At 74.6% G+C, this 21,186-nt stretch carries 13 protein-coding genes; 7 read left to right on the top strand and 6 right to left on the bottom strand.

Annotated elements, in window-relative coordinates:
• Positions 1–24 precede the first annotated feature (24 nt).
• Entirely contained in the window at positions 25–7,101 is a 7,077-nt protein-coding gene (locus tag AC0693_RS29840) for an SDR family NAD(P)-dependent oxidoreductase (RefSeq protein ID WP_478803376.1), read from the bottom strand.
• A gap of 585 nt (positions 7,102–7,686) precedes the next feature.
• Here AC0693_RS29840 and AC0693_RS29835 point away from each other — a divergent pair.
• The gene (locus AC0693_RS29835; RefSeq protein WP_469315564.1) at positions 7,687–8,580 is read left to right on the top strand and encodes a LysR family transcriptional regulator; all 894 of its coding nucleotides are present in this window, start codon (positions 7,687–7,689) and stop codon (positions 8,578–8,580) included.
• Between the two features lie 132 nt (positions 8,581–8,712).
• A complete protein-coding gene (locus tag AC0693_RS29830) occupies positions 8,713–9,909 on the top strand; it encodes a putative Ig domain-containing protein (protein ID WP_478803375.1) in 1,197 nt (398 codons plus the stop codon).
• 17 nt (positions 9,910–9,926) lie between these two features.
• Here the strand turns inward: AC0693_RS29830 and AC0693_RS29825 are convergent, their stop codons facing one another.
• The 5 genes from AC0693_RS29825 to AC0693_RS29805 form a co-directional block, all read right to left on the bottom strand.
• Entirely contained in the window at positions 9,927–10,988 is a 1,062-nt protein-coding gene (locus AC0693_RS29825; protein WP_478803374.1) for an alpha/beta hydrolase, read from the bottom strand.
• A gap of 147 nt (positions 10,989–11,135) precedes the next feature.
• Complete coding sequence (locus AC0693_RS29820; RefSeq protein WP_468466481.1) at positions 11,136–12,347, bottom strand: oxygenase MpaB family protein; 1,212 nt, start codon at positions 12,345–12,347, stop codon at positions 11,136–11,138.
• 95 nt (positions 12,348–12,442) lie between these two features.
• Entirely contained in the window at positions 12,443–13,474 is a 1,032-nt protein-coding gene (locus AC0693_RS29815; RefSeq protein WP_478803373.1) for a polyprenyl synthetase family protein, read from the bottom strand.
• On the bottom strand, positions 13,467–13,787 hold the full coding sequence (locus AC0693_RS29810) for a hypothetical protein (RefSeq protein WP_356413362.1): 321 nt from the start codon (positions 13,785–13,787) through the stop codon (positions 13,467–13,469). Before AC0693_RS29810 ends, AC0693_RS29815 begins: the two co-directional genes overlap by 8 nt.
• A gap of 308 nt (positions 13,788–14,095) precedes the next feature.
• On the bottom strand, positions 14,096–15,796 hold the full coding sequence (locus tag AC0693_RS29805) for a ricin-type beta-trefoil lectin domain protein (RefSeq protein ID WP_478803372.1): 1,701 nt from the start codon (positions 15,794–15,796) through the stop codon (positions 14,096–14,098).
• A gap of 193 nt (positions 15,797–15,989) precedes the next feature.
• Here AC0693_RS29805 and AC0693_RS29800 point away from each other — a divergent pair, with 193 nt between their 5' ends.
• From AC0693_RS29800 to AC0693_RS29780, 5 genes are all read left to right on the top strand, one after another.
• Complete coding sequence (locus AC0693_RS29800) at positions 15,990–16,646, top strand: TetR/AcrR family transcriptional regulator (protein WP_469315570.1); 657 nt, start codon at positions 15,990–15,992, stop codon at positions 16,644–16,646.
• A gap of 85 nt (positions 16,647–16,731) precedes the next feature.
• On the top strand, positions 16,732–17,652 hold the full coding sequence (locus tag AC0693_RS29795) for a serine/threonine dehydratase (RefSeq protein WP_478803371.1): 921 nt from the start codon (positions 16,732–16,734) through the stop codon (positions 17,650–17,652).
• A gap of 337 nt (positions 17,653–17,989) precedes the next feature.
• On the top strand, positions 17,990–19,312 hold the full coding sequence (locus tag AC0693_RS29790) for an ABC transporter substrate-binding protein (protein ID WP_478803370.1): 1,323 nt from the start codon (positions 17,990–17,992) through the stop codon (positions 19,310–19,312).
• Positions 19,309–20,319: a carbohydrate ABC transporter permease gene (locus AC0693_RS29785; protein WP_469315573.1), complete on the top strand. Its 1,011-nt coding sequence runs from the start codon at positions 19,309–19,311 to the stop codon at positions 20,317–20,319. The genes AC0693_RS29790 and AC0693_RS29785 overlap by 4 nt, the downstream gene beginning before the upstream one ends.
• Positions 20,316–21,176: a carbohydrate ABC transporter permease gene (locus AC0693_RS29780; RefSeq protein ID WP_356413370.1), complete on the top strand. Its 861-nt coding sequence runs from the start codon at positions 20,316–20,318 to the stop codon at positions 21,174–21,176. The genes AC0693_RS29785 and AC0693_RS29780 overlap by 4 nt, the downstream gene beginning before the upstream one ends.
• Positions 21,177–21,186 lie beyond the last annotated feature (10 nt).

The raw sequence follows: 21,186 nt of genomic DNA, 5'->3' as shown, positions 1-21,186 counted from the left end.
GTGGGCCGGGGTCCGCGGCGCGCCTCAGCCACGGCCGTCCGCCTCGGACGGGTCCTCGTCGGCCATCAGCACCACCTGCGCGGTCCGCCCGCCGGGGGCGGGCTCGCCCGCACCGCCGGGTCCGCCCGGTCCGTTGGGCTCGTCCGGCGCGGTGAGCAGGGCGAGTTCCGCGAGGAAGGCGGCGGCTCCCTCCTCCGGGCCGATCAGCGGGATGCCGCGCCGGGCGTAGTTCCGCTCCAGTTCGGGCGTGACCATGCCGCCCGACGCGGCGGCCCAGGGCCCCCAGTCGATGGCCAGCACCCGGCCGGGGAAGGTGTCCGACCAGGTGTGCGCGAAGCCGTCCAGGGCGTCGTTGGCGGCGGCGTAGTCGCACTGGCCGCGGTTGCCGAAGGCCCCCGCCACACTGGCGAACAGCACCAGGAACGAGGGCGCGGGGCCGCGGCCGTGCTCGGCGGCCGCGGCCGCCAGGTGCCGGGCCCCGGCCACCTTCGTCGTGAACACCTCGGTGAAGGCCGCCGGTTCCTTGTCGGCCACCAGCGCGTCGCGCAGCGTTCCGGCGCCGTGGACGATGCCGTCGAGCCGGCCGTGCCGCGCCCGTACGTCGGCCACCACCGCCCGGACCGCGTCCTCGTCGGTGACGTCCGCGCGGTGGTAGCGCACCGACGCGGCGGCCCCGCCGAGGGAGCGCAGGGTGGCCCGCACCTCCCGCTCCGCGAGGACGCGGGAGGCGGCCGCCTCGATCTCGGCGGGTTTGCGCAGCCCCCCGGCGATCAGCGCGGCCCGCAGGGCGACCCGGTCGTGCGCCTGCGCGAAGGCGTCCGGCTCGGCGGCCGGTTCCGGGGTGCGGCCGACCAGTTCGACGTGGCAGCCGGTGGCCTCGGCCAGGGCCAGGGCCGCGCGGGCGGTGATGCCCCGGGCGCCGCCGGTGAGCAGGACCACGGAGTCCGGCCCCAGGGGCAGCGGGCCGGTGGCCGCGGCCCCGGCCGGGAGCGGCGCCGCGACCGCCCGCAGGCAGACCCGGGCGCCGTCGGAGCCGTACCCCACGGACACCGGGCCGCCGGGGGAGCGGAGTTCGGCCAGGAGCCGGGCCGCGATCCGGTCGGCGCGCTCCTTGGGGTCGATGTCCACCGCGCGCAGCAGCACGCCGGGGTACTCCAGGGCAGCGCTCCGCGCGAACCCGTGCAGCCCCGCCCCGGCGGCGGGGTCGGCGCTCCCGGAGTCCGGGGCGCCGTCGGCGGGCCGGTGCCCGAACCGGCCCCCGACCCCGCTGACCAGCAGCAGCCGCCGGATGCCACCGGTCAGGGCGCGCCGCAGGCCCGGGAAGGTCCCGGGCAGCGCCGGCTCGGGGCCGCCGCGCAGCGCGCCGAGGTCCACCAGCCCGTCGAGCCCGTCGAGCCCGTCCAGTGCGCCGAGTTCGTCCGGGCCGTCCACCGCGTCCGGCCGGTCGCCCAGGTCGCACACCTCGGCGCCGTCGGCCCGCAGCAGTGCGGTCAGCGCGAGGGCCACCCCCTGGCCGTCCCCGGCCACCCCGATCCGCTGTCCGCGCAGGTCGTCGCCCGGGGTCCGGGTCTCCCCGGCGGGCACCACGGAGAGCGTCATCCGCCGCACGCGTCCGGGTCGCCGGGGCGCCGTCCCGGCGGGACCGGCCCCGCCGTCCGGTCCGGGAGCGGTGAATCCGGCCCGGGTGGGGCCGACTTCGCCGCCGGGGCGCTCCGGGCCCTGCCCGTCGGCGGCCCCGGCGGGTTCCGCGGCGCGGTCCGCGCCCGCGACGCCGCCCTCCCGCGTGCCCGCATCCGCATCAGAGGCCGGGCCCGGACCCGTGCCCGCGGCATCCCGGTGGCTCGTGATCCACTCCACGATGCCGCGCAGGGTCTTGATCCGGGCCAGTTCCTCCACCGCGGATTCCGCCGACCCGTCGGCGGAGCGGGGGAGGCCGATCCGGTCGGCCAGGGCGCCGATGATCTCGACGCGCTTGATGGAGTCCACGGACAGGTCCGCCTCCAGGTCCAGTTCCGGATCCAGCATGTCCAGCGGGTAGCCGGTCCGCCGGTGGACGATGTCGAGGACCACCTCCATCACCCCGGCGGCCGTCACCGCCACGGGCGCGAGCGGCGCCTCGGCGGCCGCCGCGGCCGTCACCTCGGGCATTGCTTCGACGCCCCCGGCCGGGACGACCGGTCGCGGCTCGGCGGGCGCGCCCGGGCTCGCGCCCAGGTAGCCCAGCACGACGTCCCGCTGGGCCGCGATCAGTTCGCGGGTCCCGTCCAGGTAGGCCAGTACGGCCGCCTCGCGCGCACCGGGGGCCTCGACCGAAGGAGCCGTGGACGCGGACGCGGAGACGGCGGCCGGGGGAGCCGTGATCCGCCGGGGCGGCCGCAGCCCGCCCGCCACCGGGGCGCCGTCCGCGGTCCGGACCAGATGGCCGTCCACCAGCCAGCCCGCCCGGCGCGGCGCCCGCTCGGGCAGGACGGAGGTCCGGCCCCGGAAGAGGGCTTCCGGTGCCACCGGCACACCGGCCGCGACCAGTTCGGCCAGCGCGGTGACCAGCCGGACCACCCCGTGCTCGCCCGGCACGTCCAACGAGACGACGGTGCAGGGCCGTTCGGGGCCCAGGATCTTCTCCACCAGCCCGCTCAGCACCCGCCCGGGCCCGGCCTCCACGAAGGTCCGCACCCCGGCCGCGTACATCGCCTCGATCTGCTCCACGAACCGCACCGGCCGGGCCACTTGGCCGGCCAGCAGCTCGCGCACCGCGTCGGCCCCGGCCGGATACGGCCGGGCGGTGCTGTTCGACCAGACGGGCACCGCCGGGTCGGTGACCTCCACCTCCGCCAGAGCGTCGGCGAGGTCGTCCGCGGCCCCCGCCACCACCGGGCTGTGGAACGCGCACGCCACCGCCAGGGGTTGGGCCGTCAGCCCACCGGCCCGCAGGTCGCGGACCGCCGCGTCGACCGCGGCCGTCGGCCCCGACACCACGCACTGGCGCGGCGCGTTGTGGTTCGCCACCACACAGCCCGCGCGCTCCGCGACCGCCCGGACCTCCTGCGGTGTTCCCGTGACGACGGCCATCGCCCCCGGATCGGCTCCGGCCGCGCCGAGGATCGCCTCCGCCCGGCGCGCGCTCAGCCGCAGCAGGGCCTGCGTGTCGTACGCCCCGGCCGCCCACAGGGCCGTCAGCTCGCCGTACGAGTGCCCGGCCACGGCGTCGGGCCGTACGCCGGCCTCTGCCAGCAGCAGGTGCGCCGCCGCCCCGGCCAGCCCGAGGGCGGGCTGCGCGATCCGGGTGTCCGTCACCGCGTCCCGCAGCCCCGCGCGCTCGGGCCCGGTGAAGGCGGTCGGCGGGAACATCGCCGAGGTGACCGCTCCCGGTGCCCGGTCCAGCAGCCGCCGCAGGGCCGGGAACGCCACGAAGAGGTCGCCCAGCATGCCCGGCCGCTGGCTGCCCTGGCCGGGGAAGAGGAAGGCCACCCGCCCGGGATCCGGCGCCTGCGGCCGTACGTACACGCCCTCCCCGGCCGTGAAGGTACGGGCCCGCTCCAGCCGCTCCGCCAGCTCCCGCGGGCCGCTCGCCAGGACGGCCACCAGCACCGGCGCGGTGCCGCGCGCCGTCTCCGCGGCCAGGTCCCGCAGCGCCCACGGCCGTCCGGCGCCCTCGTTCTCCTCCAGGCGGGCCGCGAGCCGCGCCATGGCCCGGCCGGCCGCCCGGCGGTCGGCGCCCCGGAAACAGAACAGCTCCACGGGCCAGGCCGCCACCGCGTGCCGGGGCTCCGCCGCCCCCGCGTAACCGGCCAGCACCGCGTGGTAGTTGGTGCCGCCGAAACCGAAGGCGCTGACCCCCGCGATCCGGCGCTCCACGGGCACCGGCCACGGCCGCGCCTCGGTGTCGAAGCGGAAGGGGCTCTGCGGCCCCGGCCAGGCCGCGTTGGGTGCGGCCAGGTGCGCCGTCGGCGGCCGCACCCCGGTGTGCACCGCCCACGCCGCCTTGATCAGGCCGGCCAGCCCCGCCGCGCACTTGGTGTGCCCGATCTGGGATTTGACCGACCCCAGGGTGCAGCCGCCGGGCCGCGCCCCCGCCTCGGTGAACACCTCGCTCAGCACGGTCAGTTCGGTGCTGTCGCCGACCACCGTGCCGGTGCCGTGCGCCTCCACGAGGCCCACGGCGGCCGGCGCGATACCGGCCCGCGCGTACGCCCGCTCCAAGGCCCGGCGCTGCCCCTCGGGCCGGGGCGCCGTCAGGCCGAGGGAACGCCCGTCGCTGGACGCGCCGACCGCCTTGATCACCGCGTACACCCGGTCGCCGTCCCGCTCCGCGTCCGAAAGCCGCTTCAGGACCAGCGCGCCCACGCCCTCGCCGAGGGCGATCCCGTCGGCGTCCGCGTCGAAGGGCCGGCAGCGCCCGCCGGGGGACAGCGCCCGGACGGACGCGAACATCAGGTAGTCGTTGATCCCGTTGTGCACGTCGGCGCCCCCGCACAGCACCATGTCGCTGTCGCCGTCCCGCAGTTGACGGCAGGCGAGGTCGAGGGCAGCCAGCGAGGAGGCGCACGCCGCGTCCACGGTGCAGTTCGCGCCGCCAAGGTCGAGCCGGTTGGCGACCCGGCCCGCGATCACGTTCGCGAGGATGCCGGGGAAGGAATCCTCCGTGAGCCGGGGCAGCTGTTCGTCCAGCTCGGCCGGCAAGGGGCCCAGGTAGGCCGGGTGCAGGGCGCGCAGCCCGTAGGCCCCCGCCAGTTCCGTCCCCGCCTCCGCGCCGAAGACCACCGAGGTGCGGCTGCGGTCGAAGGCCCGCCCGGCGCCGTAGCCCGCGTCCGCCAGGGCACGCGCCGAGATCTCCAGCGCCAGTAGCTGCACCGGTTCGATGCCCGACAGCGAGGTGGGGGCGATGCCGTGCGCGAGTGCGTCGAAGGGCAGCGGTGCGAGGAAACCGCCCCAGCGGGACGGCGTGCGCTCCCCGGCCCGGGCCGGGTCGGCGTCGTAGTACATCTCCGGATCCCAGCGCTCCGCCGGGACCTCGGTCACCGCGTCCGTCCCGGCCAGGACCTGGGCCCAGAAGGCGGCCAGGTCGGGCGCACCCGGGTAGGCGCAGGCCATCCCGACGATGGCGACGTCCAGCGGATCGGCCGTCCCGGCCGCCACGGCCGGGACGGCGGCCCGCGCGAACTGCCGGGCCCGCCGCTCCAGCAGCTCCGAAGCCCCGTGGGTCACCTCGTGGTGCAGGGCGGCCACCGTGGTGGTCTCGGCGCGCAGAGTCGCCGCCTGGCCCAGCATGAACAGCCCTTCGGCGCGCTGCTGTTCCTCACCGACGGCCTCCGCGGCGGCCCCCGACGCGCCGCCGCCGGACCGGTGCCCGAGCCCCTTGCTGGCGATCCGCAGCCGCCCGAGGTTGAGCCGCTCCAGCTCCTCCCACACCTGCCGCTGGTCCGTCCCCTCCCGCTCCAGCCGCCGCCGGGTGCTCACGAACGTCTCGGCGTACGGGGTGGGCGCACAGCGCGTGGCGTGCCCCGGTGCGGTGTGCAGCAGGACGGTGTCCGCGCACTCCAGGGCGGCCCGCTGGAAGCCGGGCAGCACCGCGCCCGCCGCGACGGCCTCCTCGGTGAAGAGGTAGGCCGTGCCCATCAGCACCCCGAACCGGGCCCCGCGCTCCACCAGCGGGGCGGCCGCCGCGGCCGCCATCGCCGCGGACCGGGCGTCATGGATCCCGCCCGCGAACAGCACGTCCAGCGAGGCCGGTTCGCCGTCGGCGAGCAGCAGTTCCAGCTGCTCCTCCCACAGCGGGAACGAGGCCCGCGGCCCCACGTGACCGCCGCACTCCAGCCCCTCGAACACGAAGCGCCGCGCCCCCTCGGCGAGATAGCGCTCCAGCAGCGCGGGCGACGGCACGTGCAGGTGGGTCACGGTCCCCGCCGCCTCCAGGGGCGCCGCCTGCGCCGGACTGCCCCCGGCGACGATCGCGTACGGCGGCCTTACGTCGGCCACCGCGGCCAGCTGCTCCCGCCGCAGCTCGGGCGGAGCGAAGCCGAGCAGCCCCACCCCCCAGGGGCGTCCGGCCAGCCGCTCGGCGGTTTCGGCCAGCAGGCGGCGTACGTCCGCGCCCGCCATGACAGCCAGCGCCAGGTACGGCACCGCGCCCCCGGCGGCGACGGCCTCGGCGAAGGCGGCCTGGTCGCTGACCCGGGTCATCGGCCCCTGGGCGACCGGCAGCCGGGATCCACCCTGACGCGGGCGCAGCGGTGCGCACCGCGCCACCAGCGCGGGCCGCTCCAGTACGGCGGCCCGGACGGCCTGGAGCACTCCACCGGTGGTGCGGTGGCGGGCGGCGAGCCGGGCGGCGAAGGCCCCGTCCTGCCCGACGGGCAGCAGCTGCCGCGCGAGGCTCCGGGCCCCGAGGAGGGGCGCCACCGGGCCTTCGGGCGTGGCGAGTCCGGGCCGGGCGTAGACCCGGTGGCCGTCGGCGATCCGGGTCTGCCCGGCGTCCATCGTCCGCAGGGCGTCGACCACTTCGGCCGGCAGTGCGGCCTCCCCCTCGGTGGTCAGGGCGAGTTGCCCGTCGAGCACCACCCCGGCGGCGCCGCCCGCAACGGCCGCGGCCGCGGTGTGCGGGCCGAGCCCGCCGCAGGCCAGGACGGGCACCGTGATGCCGGGGTCCGCCAGCAGCCGCTGGACGAGCACGAAGGTGGTGGAGTCGCCGACCCGGCCGCCGGACTCGTGCCCCCTGGCCACGAGCGCGGCCGCCCCCGCCGCGAGGGCGGCGACGGCCTCCGCGTGCGTGGTGACCTCGGCCCAGAGCCGCCGCCCGCCCGCGGCCCACGCGCCGGGCGTGCCCGCGGGGTCCGCCAGCAGCACGGTGTCCACCGCGGCGGGCAGGTCGGCGGGGCCGAGCGGACAGCCCCGGGGCACCCGGACGCCGTACGGGCGGCCCAGGCGCCGGCCCAGCTCGGTGAAGGCGCTCCGGGCCGCGGCGGGGTCCCGGCCGAGGTCGAGGAGGCCGAGCGCACCGGCCCGCTCGGCGGCGGTCACGAGGCGCGCGTTGGGTTCCTCGAAGGGGCTGAGCGCGACCACGAGGTCGCGGGGTGCGGCGGGCGGGGCGGCCTGGGGGGTCACGTGCGTTCCTCTTCCGGTGGGGGACGGGGGAGTGCTGTGTGACATGTCGCGGGGAGGGGCGCCGCCCGGCGGACCCGCGGGCGGTGCGGGCGGTGCGGGCGGACGGACGGACACGAGCGGGGAACACGGAGCGGTGAGCACGCACCGCCGGGCACCGGCGCGGCGGTGCGCGGGGCGGGTCCGTGCCGCCTCCGGTTCGGGCGTTGCGCGGTTCCGGGCGACCCGCCGTGGACCGGACGGGCTTGAACGGCGGTCGCGTTCCCCGACGCCGCGATGCATCGTGCGGTGGCCGCCGCGTACTGTCAACGGGCATGCGGAGGACGGTCTTTCGGGTGGGTCGATTTCCGGACCGCCTCGCCCGGCGACCGTCAGGCAGCCGACTCGGACCGTCGTCCGGGCCGTGGCCTGCGCGGTTCCCCGGCCCGGGGGCCGGCCCCGGCGTACGGACCGGCGCAGCGCCGCGGCGCGGGTCATGCCGCGCCGGTATGCGTTGTCGCCCACCGGGTATGACAGCTTCGACAGGTCGGACGGTTGCTCACCCGGCTGCCCCTTACACCTGCGTCATCGCGCGGTTACCGTCCGGTCATGACCCCCACACTGGCGCAGCTCCGCTACCTGGTCGCCGTCGCGGACTGCCGCTCCATCACCAGCGCCGCGGCCTCCGTCTTCGTCGCCCAGTCCGCGCTCTCGCGGGCCGTGCAGGCCATGGAGAGGGACCTGGGGGTGGACTTGCTCGCCCGCCGGGGAAGGGGGGTGGACCTCACCCCGGAAGGAGCCCGGGTGGTCCGGCTCGCCCGGACCGTGCTGGACGCCGTCGAGGCGATCGACGACATCGGCACGGCCCACACCGGCGGCGCCCGGACCACCCTCATGGTGATCGCGACCCCCACCCTCGCCCTGGACCTGGCCGTCGACCTGGTCCCCGCCTTCACCGAGCGGCATCCCGGCATCGACGTGCGGCTCCGGCAGTACGACAGCCGCGAGGTGCTGACCCGCGAACTCCTGGACGGGCGGGCCGAACTGGCCCTGGTCGACCTTCCGGTGGACAAGGAGCTGTCGACCCACCACATCCAGGAGCGCGAGGTGGTGCTGATCTCCCCGATGGGCTCCCGGCTGCCGGATCCGCTGCCGTTCCGGGCGCTCGACGGGCTGGACATGGTCCTGCCGATGCCGGGGACGGGGCGGCGCACCGAGATGGAAGCCATGTTCAGCTGTCTCGGCGTCCGCCCGGTGCCCTGCCTGGAGGTGGACGAGCGGCTCGCCTGGGTGACCGGCGTGACGGACGGGCGGGGCTCGCTGATCTGGTACCGCGACGTGGTGTCGAGAGCCTTCGGCCACCGGGCCGAGATCCGGTCCTTCACCCCGCCGCTGCTGCGGCCGGTGGGCATCGCGCACGCCCGGCGGCCGCTGAGCCGGGCGGCCCGGGCGTTCATCGCGCACGCCCGGCACAACGCGCCGGTCCGGGAACCGGCGCGCTGACCGGGGGCGACGTTCCCCGCCTTGGGGGAGGGGGAGGGCCCCGGGGTGTCATGCCCGCCCGGCATCGAACCATGCCCACCCAGGGGGCGGACACCCCTGGCCCGTTGGCTGACGAGCCGTCACCTTGTGGGCATGTCCCGACTCCTCATCCCCTCGCCCCGGGCGGCCGCGCTGGCGACGGCGGCCCTCGCGGCGGTGCTGCCCACCGTGGCCTGGGCGGCCACCGCCGCTCCCGCCGCTCCTGTCGCCCCCGCCCCGGAGAAGAAGTGCGTCCTGCCGGGCGGGCTGACCGAACTGAGCGGCCTGGCCGCGAGCCGCCGGCACCCCGGCGTCCTCTACGCCGTCAACGACAGCGGGAACACCAACCAGGTCTTCGCCGTGGACTGTTCCGGGGCCACCGGGCAGCTCAAGGCCACCTTCACCCTTTCCGGGGTCACCAACACCGACTGGGAGGCCCTGGCCCTCGGCAAGGACGCGGCGGGCTCTCCCGTCCTCCTCGTCGGCGACATCGGTGACAACCTCGCCGGGCGCGCCGAGATCACCGTCCACAGCTTCCCCGAACCGGACCGGCTCGTGAACGCCGCCGTGACGCCCGTCAGTTACCGCTTCGCCTACGCCGACGGCCGGCACGACGCCGAGTCCCTGCTCGCCGACCCGGTGACCGGGCAGCTGTACGTCGCCAGCAAACTCATCGGAACCGCCGGGCAGTTGTACAAAGCCCCGCTGCCCCCGGTGACCGGACAGCTCAACACCCTCACTCCCGTGCGCCCCGGTCCCGTGTTCACCACGGACGGCGCGTTCTCGCCCTCCGGCGCGTCCTACGTCCTGCGCAGCGGCGGCCCGCTCGGCGCCAACACGGCCTCCGTGTACGACGCCGCCTCGGGCGCCAAGCTCGCGGACGTCCCGCTGCCCGCCCAGCCGCAGGGCGAGACCGTGACGTACGCCGACTGCTCCACCCTGCTGGTGGGTTCGGAGAACGACCCCCAGACATGGCGGGTCCCCCTTCCGCCCGAAGCCACCCCCGGCTGCGGCACGGACCCCACGCCCACGCCCACCGCGACGGCCGGTGACCTCAAGATCACCGACCCCGGCCCGCAGGCCTGCACGTTCGCCCGGTCCTGCACGATCCGGCTGACCGCCACCGGCGGCCGCGCCCCGCTCCGCTGGAGCGCCACCGGCCTCCCCTTCGGCCTCACCCTCGACCCCACCACCGGACGCATCACCGGAACCCCCTGGAGCACCGGCACCACACGGATCACCATCACCGCCACCGACACCACCCCCACCAGCGCCACCACCACCTTCCCCCTCACCACCACCTGGTTCTGAGGCGGGATCCGTACCGCTCAGCCACCACCGGGCGGCGAGAGCTCCGTGCTCAGCCAGCCCAGGGCGTCCGGATACATCCCGCTCCACGTCTGGAAGTTGTGACCGCCCTCGGGACGGACCAGGGTCTTGACCCGGACGTGGGTGCCCGCCGCGGCCCGGGCGAAGGCGTCCAGCTGCCCCGGCGGACTGTCCTTGTCCTGGGCGGAGGTGGCCAGGAAGAGGCCCACGTCCGCCGTCCTCGCGCGGCGGACGAGCCACATGGGGCTGTTGCGCTCCCGCAGGGCGCGATCCGCGAGCACCTCGGGATCCCCGGTCAGCGGGTCCGGGTCCAGGGCCGCGCCCGCCCCGAACACCTTCGGGTACTGGAGCGGCAGCTTCGCCGCGCAGAACCCTCCCGTGGAAACCCCCATCAGCCCCCACCCCTTGGGCCCGGGCAGCGTACGGAAGTGCCGCGCCACCAGCGCAGGGACGTCCTCCGCCAGCCAGGTGGCCACCTTGTGCCCGGGGGTGTCGCTGCAGTCGGTGTTCACCCCGCCCGGATAGATCTCCGGGATCACCAGGATGTACGGGTGCGCCGCGCCCAGCCGGACCAGCTGCTCCAGCGCACCCGGCATGGACCCCAGCTCGACCCAGGACCGGGGCGAGCCCGGGTAGCCGTGCAACAGCGTCAGCACGGGGAAGCGGGTCTTCGCCGAGCCCGGGGCGTCGTACTCCGGGGGCGTCCACACGATGACCTGACCGGCCAGGTGGGACCGGGTTCCGCGGAAGTAGGTGCTGAGGGTGCCGTCCCCGCCCCGCGTGAACGCGGCACGGCCGGGCGGCGGTCCGGTCATCGTGGACGCCGCCCGGCCGGTGCCGAGGAGGTCGTCCCAGGACGCGTAGAGCCCGTAGCTGCCGTTGATCCAGGCGGCCACGACACAGATCGCGGTCAGCTGGCACAGCCCGAGCATCACCGCGCGGGCGGGCCACCGCACCCAGCCGGGGCCGGGGACCCGGTTCCACAGGAGCAGCGCGGCCAGCATGGCGAGCGCGGTGACGCCGACGAGCACGGCCAGGAACGACGTGCTGGTCAGCTCCACGGCCTCGGCTCCTGACGTGCGGTGACACGCGTGTCCCGCCAATCTACGACGGGTGGGCGCCCCCGGCGCGGCGGGCGCGCGGACCCACCGCTCGCGCGGGGCGCCGACGGGACCGCACGGACGCCGACGGCCGCCGGACGCGGGTGGCTACCTGCCCCGTGCCGTCCCCGTCAGGCCCGCGGCGGTCGGCGGCGGCGGTACCCAGCGGCCCGTGCGCGGCGGCTTCACGTCGAACTCGGACTTCAGCTCCGCCGGGATCGCGTGGTGCATGACCCGGCCCCGGGTCAGCGTGGTCAGCTCGAAGCCCGCGAGCAGGGAGCCGGCCTTGTCGAGCGCCCACTCGGCGTAGGGGCTGCTGTCCTCCAGTGTCTCCAGCAGCCCGAGCACGACGGGCACGGCCTTGGCCGCCGTGTCCCAGCCGCTGCGCGGGATCTCCAGCCAGTCGGCGATGGTGTCCCCGACCAGGAACCGGATGGTGGCGGGCACCATCGGGTCGAAGAGGGTGCCCGGCACCACGTCCTCGTACATCCGCATCAGCTGGGCGTTGAGCGCGACGCCCTCGGGGGAGGGGCCGAGGTTGCGCAGCAGGTAGAGGTCGCAGTAGGCGCGGGCCTCGGTCAGGGTCTCCGGCACCGCGGACATGTCGCAGCCGAGCATGTGCGCCACCACCCGCCAGGCGTAGAAGTAGGCGTCCGCGCCCTCCTCGCTCATGTGCACGCCGAGCCGGTGCATGGCGTCGAGGACCAGGATCGAGAAGCAGATCTGACCCCCGATCATGTCCTCCTGGCAGATGGGCATTCCGTCCCGGGCGACGTCCCAGTGACCGCCGCTGCGCAGGTGGTGGCGGACCGCCGCGTGCAGCAGCCGTACCTTCTGGGCGGCCGGGATGAACTTGCTTCCCTCGGCGAAGGAGTTGGTCTGCATGAGGTAGGTGACGAACTGCCCCGTGTTCGCCATCCGCCGCGAGGGGTACGACAGCGAGTGCGTCGAGGAGAGCAGCCGGGACAGCCGGGGGATCGCGTAGGTCGCCGGCATCGCGGAGAAGGACAGCCCGGTGTTGATGTGGGCCGCGTTGTCCATGAAGAAGAGCCGCGCCTGCTCCATGACGTCCCAGTCCACCCAGGCGGGGGGCATGGCGGTCGCCTCGAAGTACGCGGCGGCGGCGGCCGGGAGCTTCTCGGGCAGCTTGTCCCCGGTGGTGGAGAAGAAGCGCATCAGGGTGTTGAGGTCGCCCACCTCCTTGCGTTCGAACATCGCGGCGACGGTCTCATCGGCGAGGGGATCACCCTGCGTGCGCAGGGCGTCGAGCGCGGCGTCGTCGTAACGGGGGCGCGGTGGTGCGGTGGTGTGCGCGTTCACGTGCGTGGGTCCTTGTCTTCGGTGCGGGGGAGGGCGGCCGGGGCCGGGAGGCCGGGCGCTCCGGGCGGCCGCGTCCCGGGGCCGGGCCCGGGACGTCAGATCGTGCGCCGGGCCGCCGTTTCGGCCAGTCCGCGCAGCGCCGACCGGGCCTCGGCCGGCATCGGTACGGTGTCCAGCGCGCCCGCGGCCCGGGCGATGCGCTCGCCGATCATCGACTCGACCTGCCGGAGTGCGCCGCAGCGCTCCATCAACTCCCGTACGGCCGCTGCCTCTTCCTCGCCGAGATCGGGGTTGCCGACGAGCTTGGCGAGCAGTCTGAGGTCGTCCTCGTCGGCCGCGGCCGCGGTGAGCGCGAGCAGCGCGGTCGGCTTGCCGTCGCGGAGGTCGTCGAGGTTCGACTTGCCGGTCTCGGCCGGGTCGCCGAAGGTGCCGAGGAGGTCGTCGCGCAGCTGGAAGGCCTCGCCGAGGGGGAGCCCGTAGGCGGTGAAGGCCTCCATCAGGGCCCGGGGCCCGCCGCCGAGCGTGGCGCCCAGGTGCAGCGGCCGCTCCACCGTGTACTTGGCGGTCTTGTACCGGGCCACCTCCAGGGATTCGGCGACCTGGAGGGGGCGCTCGGGCGCGTCGGTGCGCAGGACCTCCAGGAACTCGCCCGCCATGGTCTCGCGCAGCAGTGCCGACCAGAGCGGCCCGGTGCGGGCGAGGTAGGCGCCGGGGAGGCCGCACGAGGTGAACACGTGCCCCGCGTAGCCCATCAGGAGATCGCCGAGGATCATCGCGAGGGCGGTGGAGCGCTGTCCGGAGGCGGCGAAGGCGGCGTGCGCGGTGAGCTGGCCGTGCCGCATGCGGCTGTCGTCGATGATGTCGTCGTGGGTGCAGGCGGCGGCGTGGACCAGCTCCATCGCGGCCGCTGCCCGGATCACCCCCTCGCAGTCCGGCTGGCCCGCAGCCCGCCAGCCCCAGTACAGGAACGCGGCCCGGATCCGCTTCCCCCGGGCGAGCGAGCGGCGCAACTGCTCGGACAGCGGCGAGAGTTCGACGTGCAGGCCGAGGAGCGCGGCTTCCTCCTCGTCGGCGAGGCGGACCAGGACCTCGTCGATCCGGCCCTTGAAACCGGTGTGGTCATGCACGCGGGTGACCGGCCCGCTCGGCGGCCCGGCGGGCCATGGTCTCCAGGTAGTTCTCGGAGCCGCCGGCCGCCCGCTGGGTGGCCAGTTCGCCGCGCTTGCGCAGTTCGACGACGCCGTCGGTGAGGAGTTCGCGCAGGTCGGAACGGCGCATCACGTCCTGGGCCCGCTCGCTGGACTGGCGTAACTGGTCGAGCGCCAGGTCGGCGACTCCGGCGGCGAGGAAGGTCAGCAGTTCCAGGGCGGCGGCGGGCTTGCGCGCGCCGTCGGCGGCCGGACCCGCCGGACCCGGCCGCTCCTGCTCGGTCTCGGACATGGGCGCTCACTCCTGTGGCGAGGGAAGGGGGCGTGCGGGACGGAAAGGGCAGGCGAAGGCGGACGCACGGGCGTCGCAAGGGGCGGCCACCGGATGCCTCCGGTGGCCGCCCCTGATCGTCTCCGGGTCAGTGAACCCGGACCGCGGGCCGCCCGGCCAACCGGATCCGCCCCTCTCCCCCGCACGTGTTCCGAGATTCCCACGGGAGGGTGACGATCACCGTATGGGGTGATCACCACCGGTCCGGTGGTGTATCCGTGGGCCCGGTTCCCGCGGGTCGGCGCTGGATCAGACGGGCCGGCTCCGGTTCAGACGGGCAGCGCCCAGAGCTGGTCCGGCCGGTGGTCGCCGCAGGCGGCCAGCCGCAGCAGCCCGGTGGCATCGGCCGCGCCCGGCGCCTGGAGGCACAGCCCCGTGCCGCTCTCGACCAGGGAGCCGTCGTGCTGCGCCATCCAGTGCCGCGTGCTGCGGGCCGTCGTCACGGTGTCCCCGGACGGGCAGGCCGCCAGGGTCACCGCCGCGTCGGCCTGGTCCGCGGTCAGGCACTTGCCCGCCAGCCGCAGCGTGGCGTCCTCGCCCATGACCCACCGCTGGTCGTCCCCGCCGGTGCAGGGCGACATGACGACCGCGCCGACGCCCGCCGTGTTCCCCCCGTCCAGGCAGCGGGCGCCCTCGCCCGTGATCTGCCCGGTGGGCACGGCGTCGCCGCAGCCGCGGTCCGGGGTGAGCCGCCAGAGCGCCGTGTCGTGCGCGCCCACCGTGGCGCCCAGGGTGTGCGCGACCTTCTCCCGCGCCCCCGACCACAGGTCCCGCGCACTCACCGCGCATCCGTCCAGGCCGAGGTCGGCGAGCGGCAGCGCCACGTCGCGGGCGCCGCCCGTGCGGTTGAGCACGGCCACGGCGCGGTCGCCGTTCTGCAACGGGCGGACCAGGACGTCGAACTCGGGACCGGAGGAGACGACGGCGCCCTGACGGCCCATCGGGTCCTGGTCCAGCGCGATCAGCTCGTCGTTGCCGAGGGCTTCGAGCCCGCCCGGACTCAGCCGCGACACGTCCGAGGAGATGATGAACGGCGCCGCCATCATGGCCCACAGGGACACCTGGCTGCGCCCCTCCGCGTCGGTCAGGCCGGGCGCGCCGGCGAGCAGGAAGTCCGGGTCGTTCCAGTTGCCCGGGCTCGCGTAGCGGGTCAGCCAGCGGTTGTAGCCGTAGTTGCCCAGCACCGAGGCCCAGCGCGAGGCGGTGGGCGCGGCCGGCTTGTAGACCTGGATGTCCTTGCCCTCGCGCCACAGCTGTCCGCTCTCGCCGACCCAGCCGAGCACCTTGTGCCAGTCGGCGCCGCCCCATTCGCCCTTCTGGAAGTAGGCCGGGGCGGAGGCGGAGAGCACCATCGCGCGGCCGCTGACGCGCAGGGCGCGGGCGGCGGCCGCGTACGCGTCGCGGTAGGCCTGCTCCTTCGTGGTGCCGGGCGGCACGTAGAGGTTGCAGCCGTCCATCTTCACGTAGTCGACCTTCCAGGACGCGAACAGCCGCGCGTCCTGGGCGAAGTGGTCCGCGCCGCCGCCCTCGGGGGTTCCGCTGCCGGGGTAGCGCTCGCAGGTCAGGTGGCCGGCGTCCTCGTAGATGCCGAACTTGAGTCCCTTGCCGTGGAGGTACTCGCCGAGCCAGGCCATGCCGTGCGGGAACTTGTCCCGGTCGGTGACCAGGTCGCCCCGCGCGTCCCGGGCCCTGGTCATCCAGCAGTCGTCGACGGTGACCGTGTCGTAGCCCTTGGCGGCGAGGCCGGTCGCGACGAGGGCGTCGGCGTTGGCCACGACGGTCCCCTCGTCGATGTCGCACATGTAGTGCGCCCAGTTGTTCCAGCCCATGGGCGGCGTGAGGGCGAGCGGGGTGTCGGAGGTGGCGGTGGGCTCGGCGGGCTCGGCCGCGGCGGGGCCGGACGCGAGGGGGAGCGCGAGCAGGGCGGCCGCGATGAGGGAGGGGAGCGACGCACGCAGGCGAGGCGGCACGGGAACTCCTTGACGTCGGACGTACCCGACAGGGACTGTCGTGCGCTCAGTGCAGCGGCGGTGTTACGCGGTGTCAACATATGTCGATGTGTGCGGCTCCATGACCAGCAATATGGCCGCAATCCGGACGTGCCGGAGGAAGGCGGGCGGTTGACACGCCCATTCTGATACGTCGTATGTTACGTTGTATCGCATGCCGAGACGCTCCATGGCCCTGGACCGGGCCACCCCTGAAGTCATCGCCGTGGCCGCGCTGCGGATCCTCGACGACGAAGGCCCCGCGGCCCTGAGCTTCCGCTCCCTCGGCGACCGGCTCGGCGTCTCGCACGCCACCGTCCAGCGCCGCTGCAACGACCTCGCCGGCCTGCTCGACCTGTGCACGGAACACCTCGCGGCCCAACTGCCCGAGATCGAGGAGGGCACCGGCTGGGCCGAGGCCACCGAGCTGCGCTTCAGCCGCTTCTACGAGCTGCTCACCGCCCACCCCGGGCTGCTGGTGCTGCGCGGCGGCCGACCCTGGCTCGGCCGGCAGCTGCTGGCCCGGCTCGTCGAACCCTCCATCGCCCACAGCGTCGCCGTCGGCATGACCGCCGCCGAGGCGATGACCTGCTACCGCCGGATGTACCTGCTGACCCTCGGCAGTGCCGCCTTCGTCGACCACCGGGACCCGGCCGGGGCGACCCAGGCCTCCCGCGCCGCGCTGGCCGCGCTCGACCCGGCCCGCTTCCCGGCGCTGAGCGGCGCGGTGGCCGACGTACTGCCCTGCCTCACCGACCACGAGGTGTACTACGGCGCCCTGCGCCAGCTGATCGCGGCGGCCGACCCCGCCCGCGCCGGGAACCGGCCCTGAGCCGTCCGGCCGTCGCCGTCCCGCGCGTTCTCTCCCCGCCCCGCTCCCGCTCCTCGCCGCCCCCCTTGAACGGAGCACCACCCGCATGGAAACGCAGCTCGACTACGCCGCCGTCCGGGCCGCCGCCGACCGGATCGCCGGGGCCGTGCGCCCCGCCGCCGTCGTCCCGGCCGCCGAGGGCCTCTGGTACGCCCTGGAGTACCTCCAGCACACCGGGTCCTTCAAGGCGCGCGGCGCCCGCAACTTCCTCGCCGCCCACCGCGAGGCCGCTGCCCTGTCCGAGGCGGGCGTCACCATAGCCTCCGGCGGCAACGCGGGCCTTGCCTGCGCCTGGTCCGCCCGCGCCCAGGGCGTCCCGGCCACCGTCTTCCTCCCGGAGACCGCGCCGTGCGTCAAGGTCGAGCGGCTGCGCGGGTACGGGGCCGAGGTCCGGCTCGTCGGCGACCGCTACGCCGACGCGCTCGCCGCCTGCGGGGAGTTCGCCGCGGCCACCGGCGCGCTGAGCAGCCACGCCTACGACCACCCGCTGATCGCGGCGGGCGCGGGCACGTTGCTGGAGGAGATCCGGGCCGCGCTGCCCGGGCTGGACGCGGTGGTCGTCGCCGTCGGCGGCGGCGGGCTGTTCGCCGGTGTGGCCACCGCCGCGCGCGAGCACGGCGTACGGGTGATCGCGGCCGAACCCGAGGGTTCCCGGGCGCTGAACGCGGCCCTGGCGGCCGGCAGGCCGGTCGACGTGCCCGTGGGGTCGGTGGCCGCCGACTCGCTCGGCGCCACCCGCGTCTCGGCCGACGCCCTGGCCGCGGCCCGCCACGACGGCGTCACCTCGGTCCTCGTCCCCGACAGGGCGATCACCACCGCCCGGCGGGCCCTGTGGGAGGACCACCGGATCGTCGTCGAGGCGGGCGCGGCGACCGCCCTCGCGGCGCTGGGCGCCCTGCCCGCCCCGCCGGGCGAGCGCGTCGCCGTCGTCCTGTGCGGCGCCAACACCGACCCCGCGGACCTGTGAGGGATGGGGTAAAGCGGTTTTTCGCCGCGCTTGGTAAAGCGCATTAGTGCCCGCGCACCCCGAACTGTCCGGAAGTGGCCCCACGGTGACGCACCGACGGGTTCGTTATCGAATCGATACCGCGCCGAGGTGAATGGGAACTAAAGCGCATCAGTCCAGGTCACGCCGCTATTGATTCAGCGGGTTTCGCGCGGTATGGAGCGGAGCCGCCGCGATTTCCGGACGTAAGTCCGCGCCCCCTTCGGGACCTTGGACACATTGACGCGATCTTCTTTTCGGACGACCGTGGGCATCGCTCTCCGGCAGCGAGGCCGGAACTCCCCGAAGGGTGGCGACGATGACCCGTTCGAACCTGGCCCGTCTGACCATGGCCGTCCTCCTGAGCGGCGCCCTCTGCGCGTGCGGTCTGAGCGGCGGCGCGGACGTGAAGGAGGCGCACAAGACGGGCAAGGTGTCCGGTGAGATCACCTTCCGGACCCTCCAGCTGAAGCCGAAGTTCACGGGGTACGTCCAGGGCGTCATCGACGCCTTCGAGCAGAAGTACCCGGACGCCACGGTGAAGTGGGAGGACGTGCCGGGCGACGGCTACAACGAGAAGCTCGTCGCCGACGCCCAGGCCGGGGCGCTTCCGGACGTCGTGAACCTGTCCACCGACTCCTTCCAGCTCCTCGGCGACCGCGGCATGCTCGCCGACGTGGCCACGCTCGACGGCGAGGTGGCCAAGGACTACGTGCCGGGCGCCTGGCAGCAGTTCAAGCTTCCGGGCAAGGGTGACGGCGTGTACGCCTACCCGTGGTACGTCACCCCGGAGATCCTCACCTACAACAAGGACCTCTTCGTCCAGTCCGGCCTCGACCCCGCGAAGCCGCCGGCCACCGTCGAGCAGTTCTTCGACTACGCCGAGCAGATCGCCGCCAGATCGGGCGGCCGGTACTCCGCCTTCATGGCCGACCCCAAGGGCCGGCTGCCGGGGGACTGGCAGAAGATGGGCGTCCCGATCCTCAACGAGCGCCAGGACGGCTTCGTCTTCGACACCGACAAGGCGGTCGCCTGGGTCGAGCGGATGAAGGACCTCTACGCCAAGGGCGCGATGCCCAAGGAGTCCCTGCTGAAGTCGGACGACATCAGCCAGCTCTACGGCGCGGGCAAGCTCGTCTTCGGACCCGGCTCCCCGGGCTTCATCAAGGACGTCAAGCAGAACTCCCCGCAGGTCTACGCGCACACCCGGGTCGCCGGTACGGTGACCGGCACCCTCGGCCACATCGGCATCTACGCGCAGTCCCTCGGCATCAAGAAGGACACCGAGCACCTGGACGCGGCGACCGAGTTCGCCAAGTGGGTCACCAACGGGCCCAACCAGGTCGCCTTCTCCAAGAACGCCACGATCTACCCGTCCAATGCCAAGGGCCTCGCCGACCCCTACTTCTCGGACCGGGGCGACGGCACCGACGCCGAGACGACCGCCCGCGCGATCGGGGCCGAATCGTTGAAGACGGCCCAGCTCGACGCCAACACCCCCGTGCAGTGGACCAACCAGGTCGGCGACGCGGTGGTCCGGGAGGTGCAGAAGGCGATCAACGGCGAGCAGGACGCCCGGACCGCGGTGCGCAAGGCACAGGAGGAAGCCAACAAACTGCTGGCCAAGACGGTGCAGAAGTGACGGCGCCCCGGACCCTCCTGGAGCGGCGGCTTCCGCGGCAGGAGGGTCCGTCGCCCCTCGGTACGGGGCGGTGGCAGGCCGGGGGGCGGCGCGGCCGGAAGGCGCGGCGGGACGCGGAGGCCGAGCCGGGACTGGTGCACCGCAGCTGGTGGACCCCGTACCTCTTCCTCGCGCCCGGCCTGGCCATGGTCGTGCTGTTCAGCCTCTGGCCCTTCGTCAACACCGTGATCCTCTCCTTCACGGACGCCCAGATCCTGCGCGGGGGCGGTTTCGTCGGCTTCGACAACTACCGCCGCGCCTTCGCCGACCCGGACTTCTGGGTCGCCACCGGCAACAGCGTGCTGTACCTGGTCGTCGTCGTCCCGTGCCTGGTCTTCCTGCCACTGGCCCTCGCGGTCCTGGTGCGGACGAAGGTTCCCGGCATCGGCTTCTTCCGGTCGGCCTTCTACACCCCGGTGATCGCCTCGGCCGTGGTCGTCGGCCTGATCTGGCAGTGGGTGCTGCGCAGCGACGGACTGGTCAACACCGTCTTCCAGCAGATCGGCGTCATCTCCGAGCCGATCCCGTTCCTGACCGACAGTGCGATGCTGCTCGTCTCCGCGATGATCGTGACGGTGTGGAAGGGCCTCGGCTACTACATGGTCTTCTACCTCGCCGCCCTCGGGAACGTCCCCGCCTCCCTCTACGAGGCGGCCGCGATCGACGGCGCCGGGCCGCTCCGGCGGTTCTTCAGCATCACCGTCCCCCAGGTGAAGCCGATGATGCTGCTGGTCGGCACCCTGTCCGCGATCTCCGCGCTGCGCGTCTTCACCGAGATCTACATCCTCGGCGGCGAGAGCGGCGGCCCCGGCGGCGGCGCCCGCACCCTGCCCTTCCTGATCCGGCAGGTCGGCCTCGGCTTCTCCGGCGAGACCGGTTACGCGGCCGCCATCTCCATCCTGCTGTTCCTCCTGACGCTGGTCTTCAGCCTGCTGGGCCGCCGTCTGTCGAAGGGAGACGAGAGTTGAGCGCCGCCCCGGCCGTCCGGCGCACCGGCGCCGACCTGACCCGCCACCTGCTCGGCCTGGCCGCCCGCTACCTGACGCTGCTCCTGATGCTCGTCGTCATGCTCGGACCGATCGTCTGGCAGTTCCTGACCTCGATCCGCGGCCGCACGGAGAACGTCTACGACGGCGTCCTCCCCTCCCGGCCCACGCTCGACAACTACGCCCGGGTTGCCGAATCGTTCCCGCTGGTGCAGTACGTCGGCAACACGCTCACCGTCGCGGTCCTCGCCATCGCCTCCAACATGCTCTTCGCCGCGATGGGCGGCTACGCCCTGTCCCGGGCCGGCTGGAAGGGCCGCAAGGCCGTCTTCACGGTGCTCGTGGCGACCCTGATGTTCCCCTTCGAGTCCGTGATGATCTCGATGTTCCTCACGGTCCGCGAAATGGGCCTGGTGGACACCCTGATCGGAGTGTGGCTCCCCGGCGCCGTCTCCGTCCTGAACATCATGATCATGCGGGCCTCCTTCCTCGCCGTGCCCAAGGAGATCGAGGAGGCCGCCGTGCTGGACGGCGCCAACGAGTGGGCCCGCTTCACCCGGATCTTCCTCCCCGCCGCCAAGGGCGCCCTCGCCGTCGTCTGCATCACCAGCTTCATGGGCGCCTGGGACGACTTCCTGTGGCCCCTGCTGGTCCTCACCAACAGCGACCACTACACCCTCCAACTCGGCCTGAAGTCCCTGGCCGGCGCGACCACCGTCAACGACCAGCGGATCATCGCCGCCGGTGCGATGGCCGCGCTCATCCCGATGATGCTCCTCTTCTTCGCCCTCCAGCGCTTCTTCTTCAAGGGCGTCGGCGAGGGAGCCGTCAAGACCTGAGCGCGCCCCG

Source organism: Streptomyces sp. NPDC043876 (genome assembly GCF_056435825.1).
Note: the sequence above shows the minus strand (reverse complement) of the source record. Positions and strands in the feature narration are given on the sequence as shown.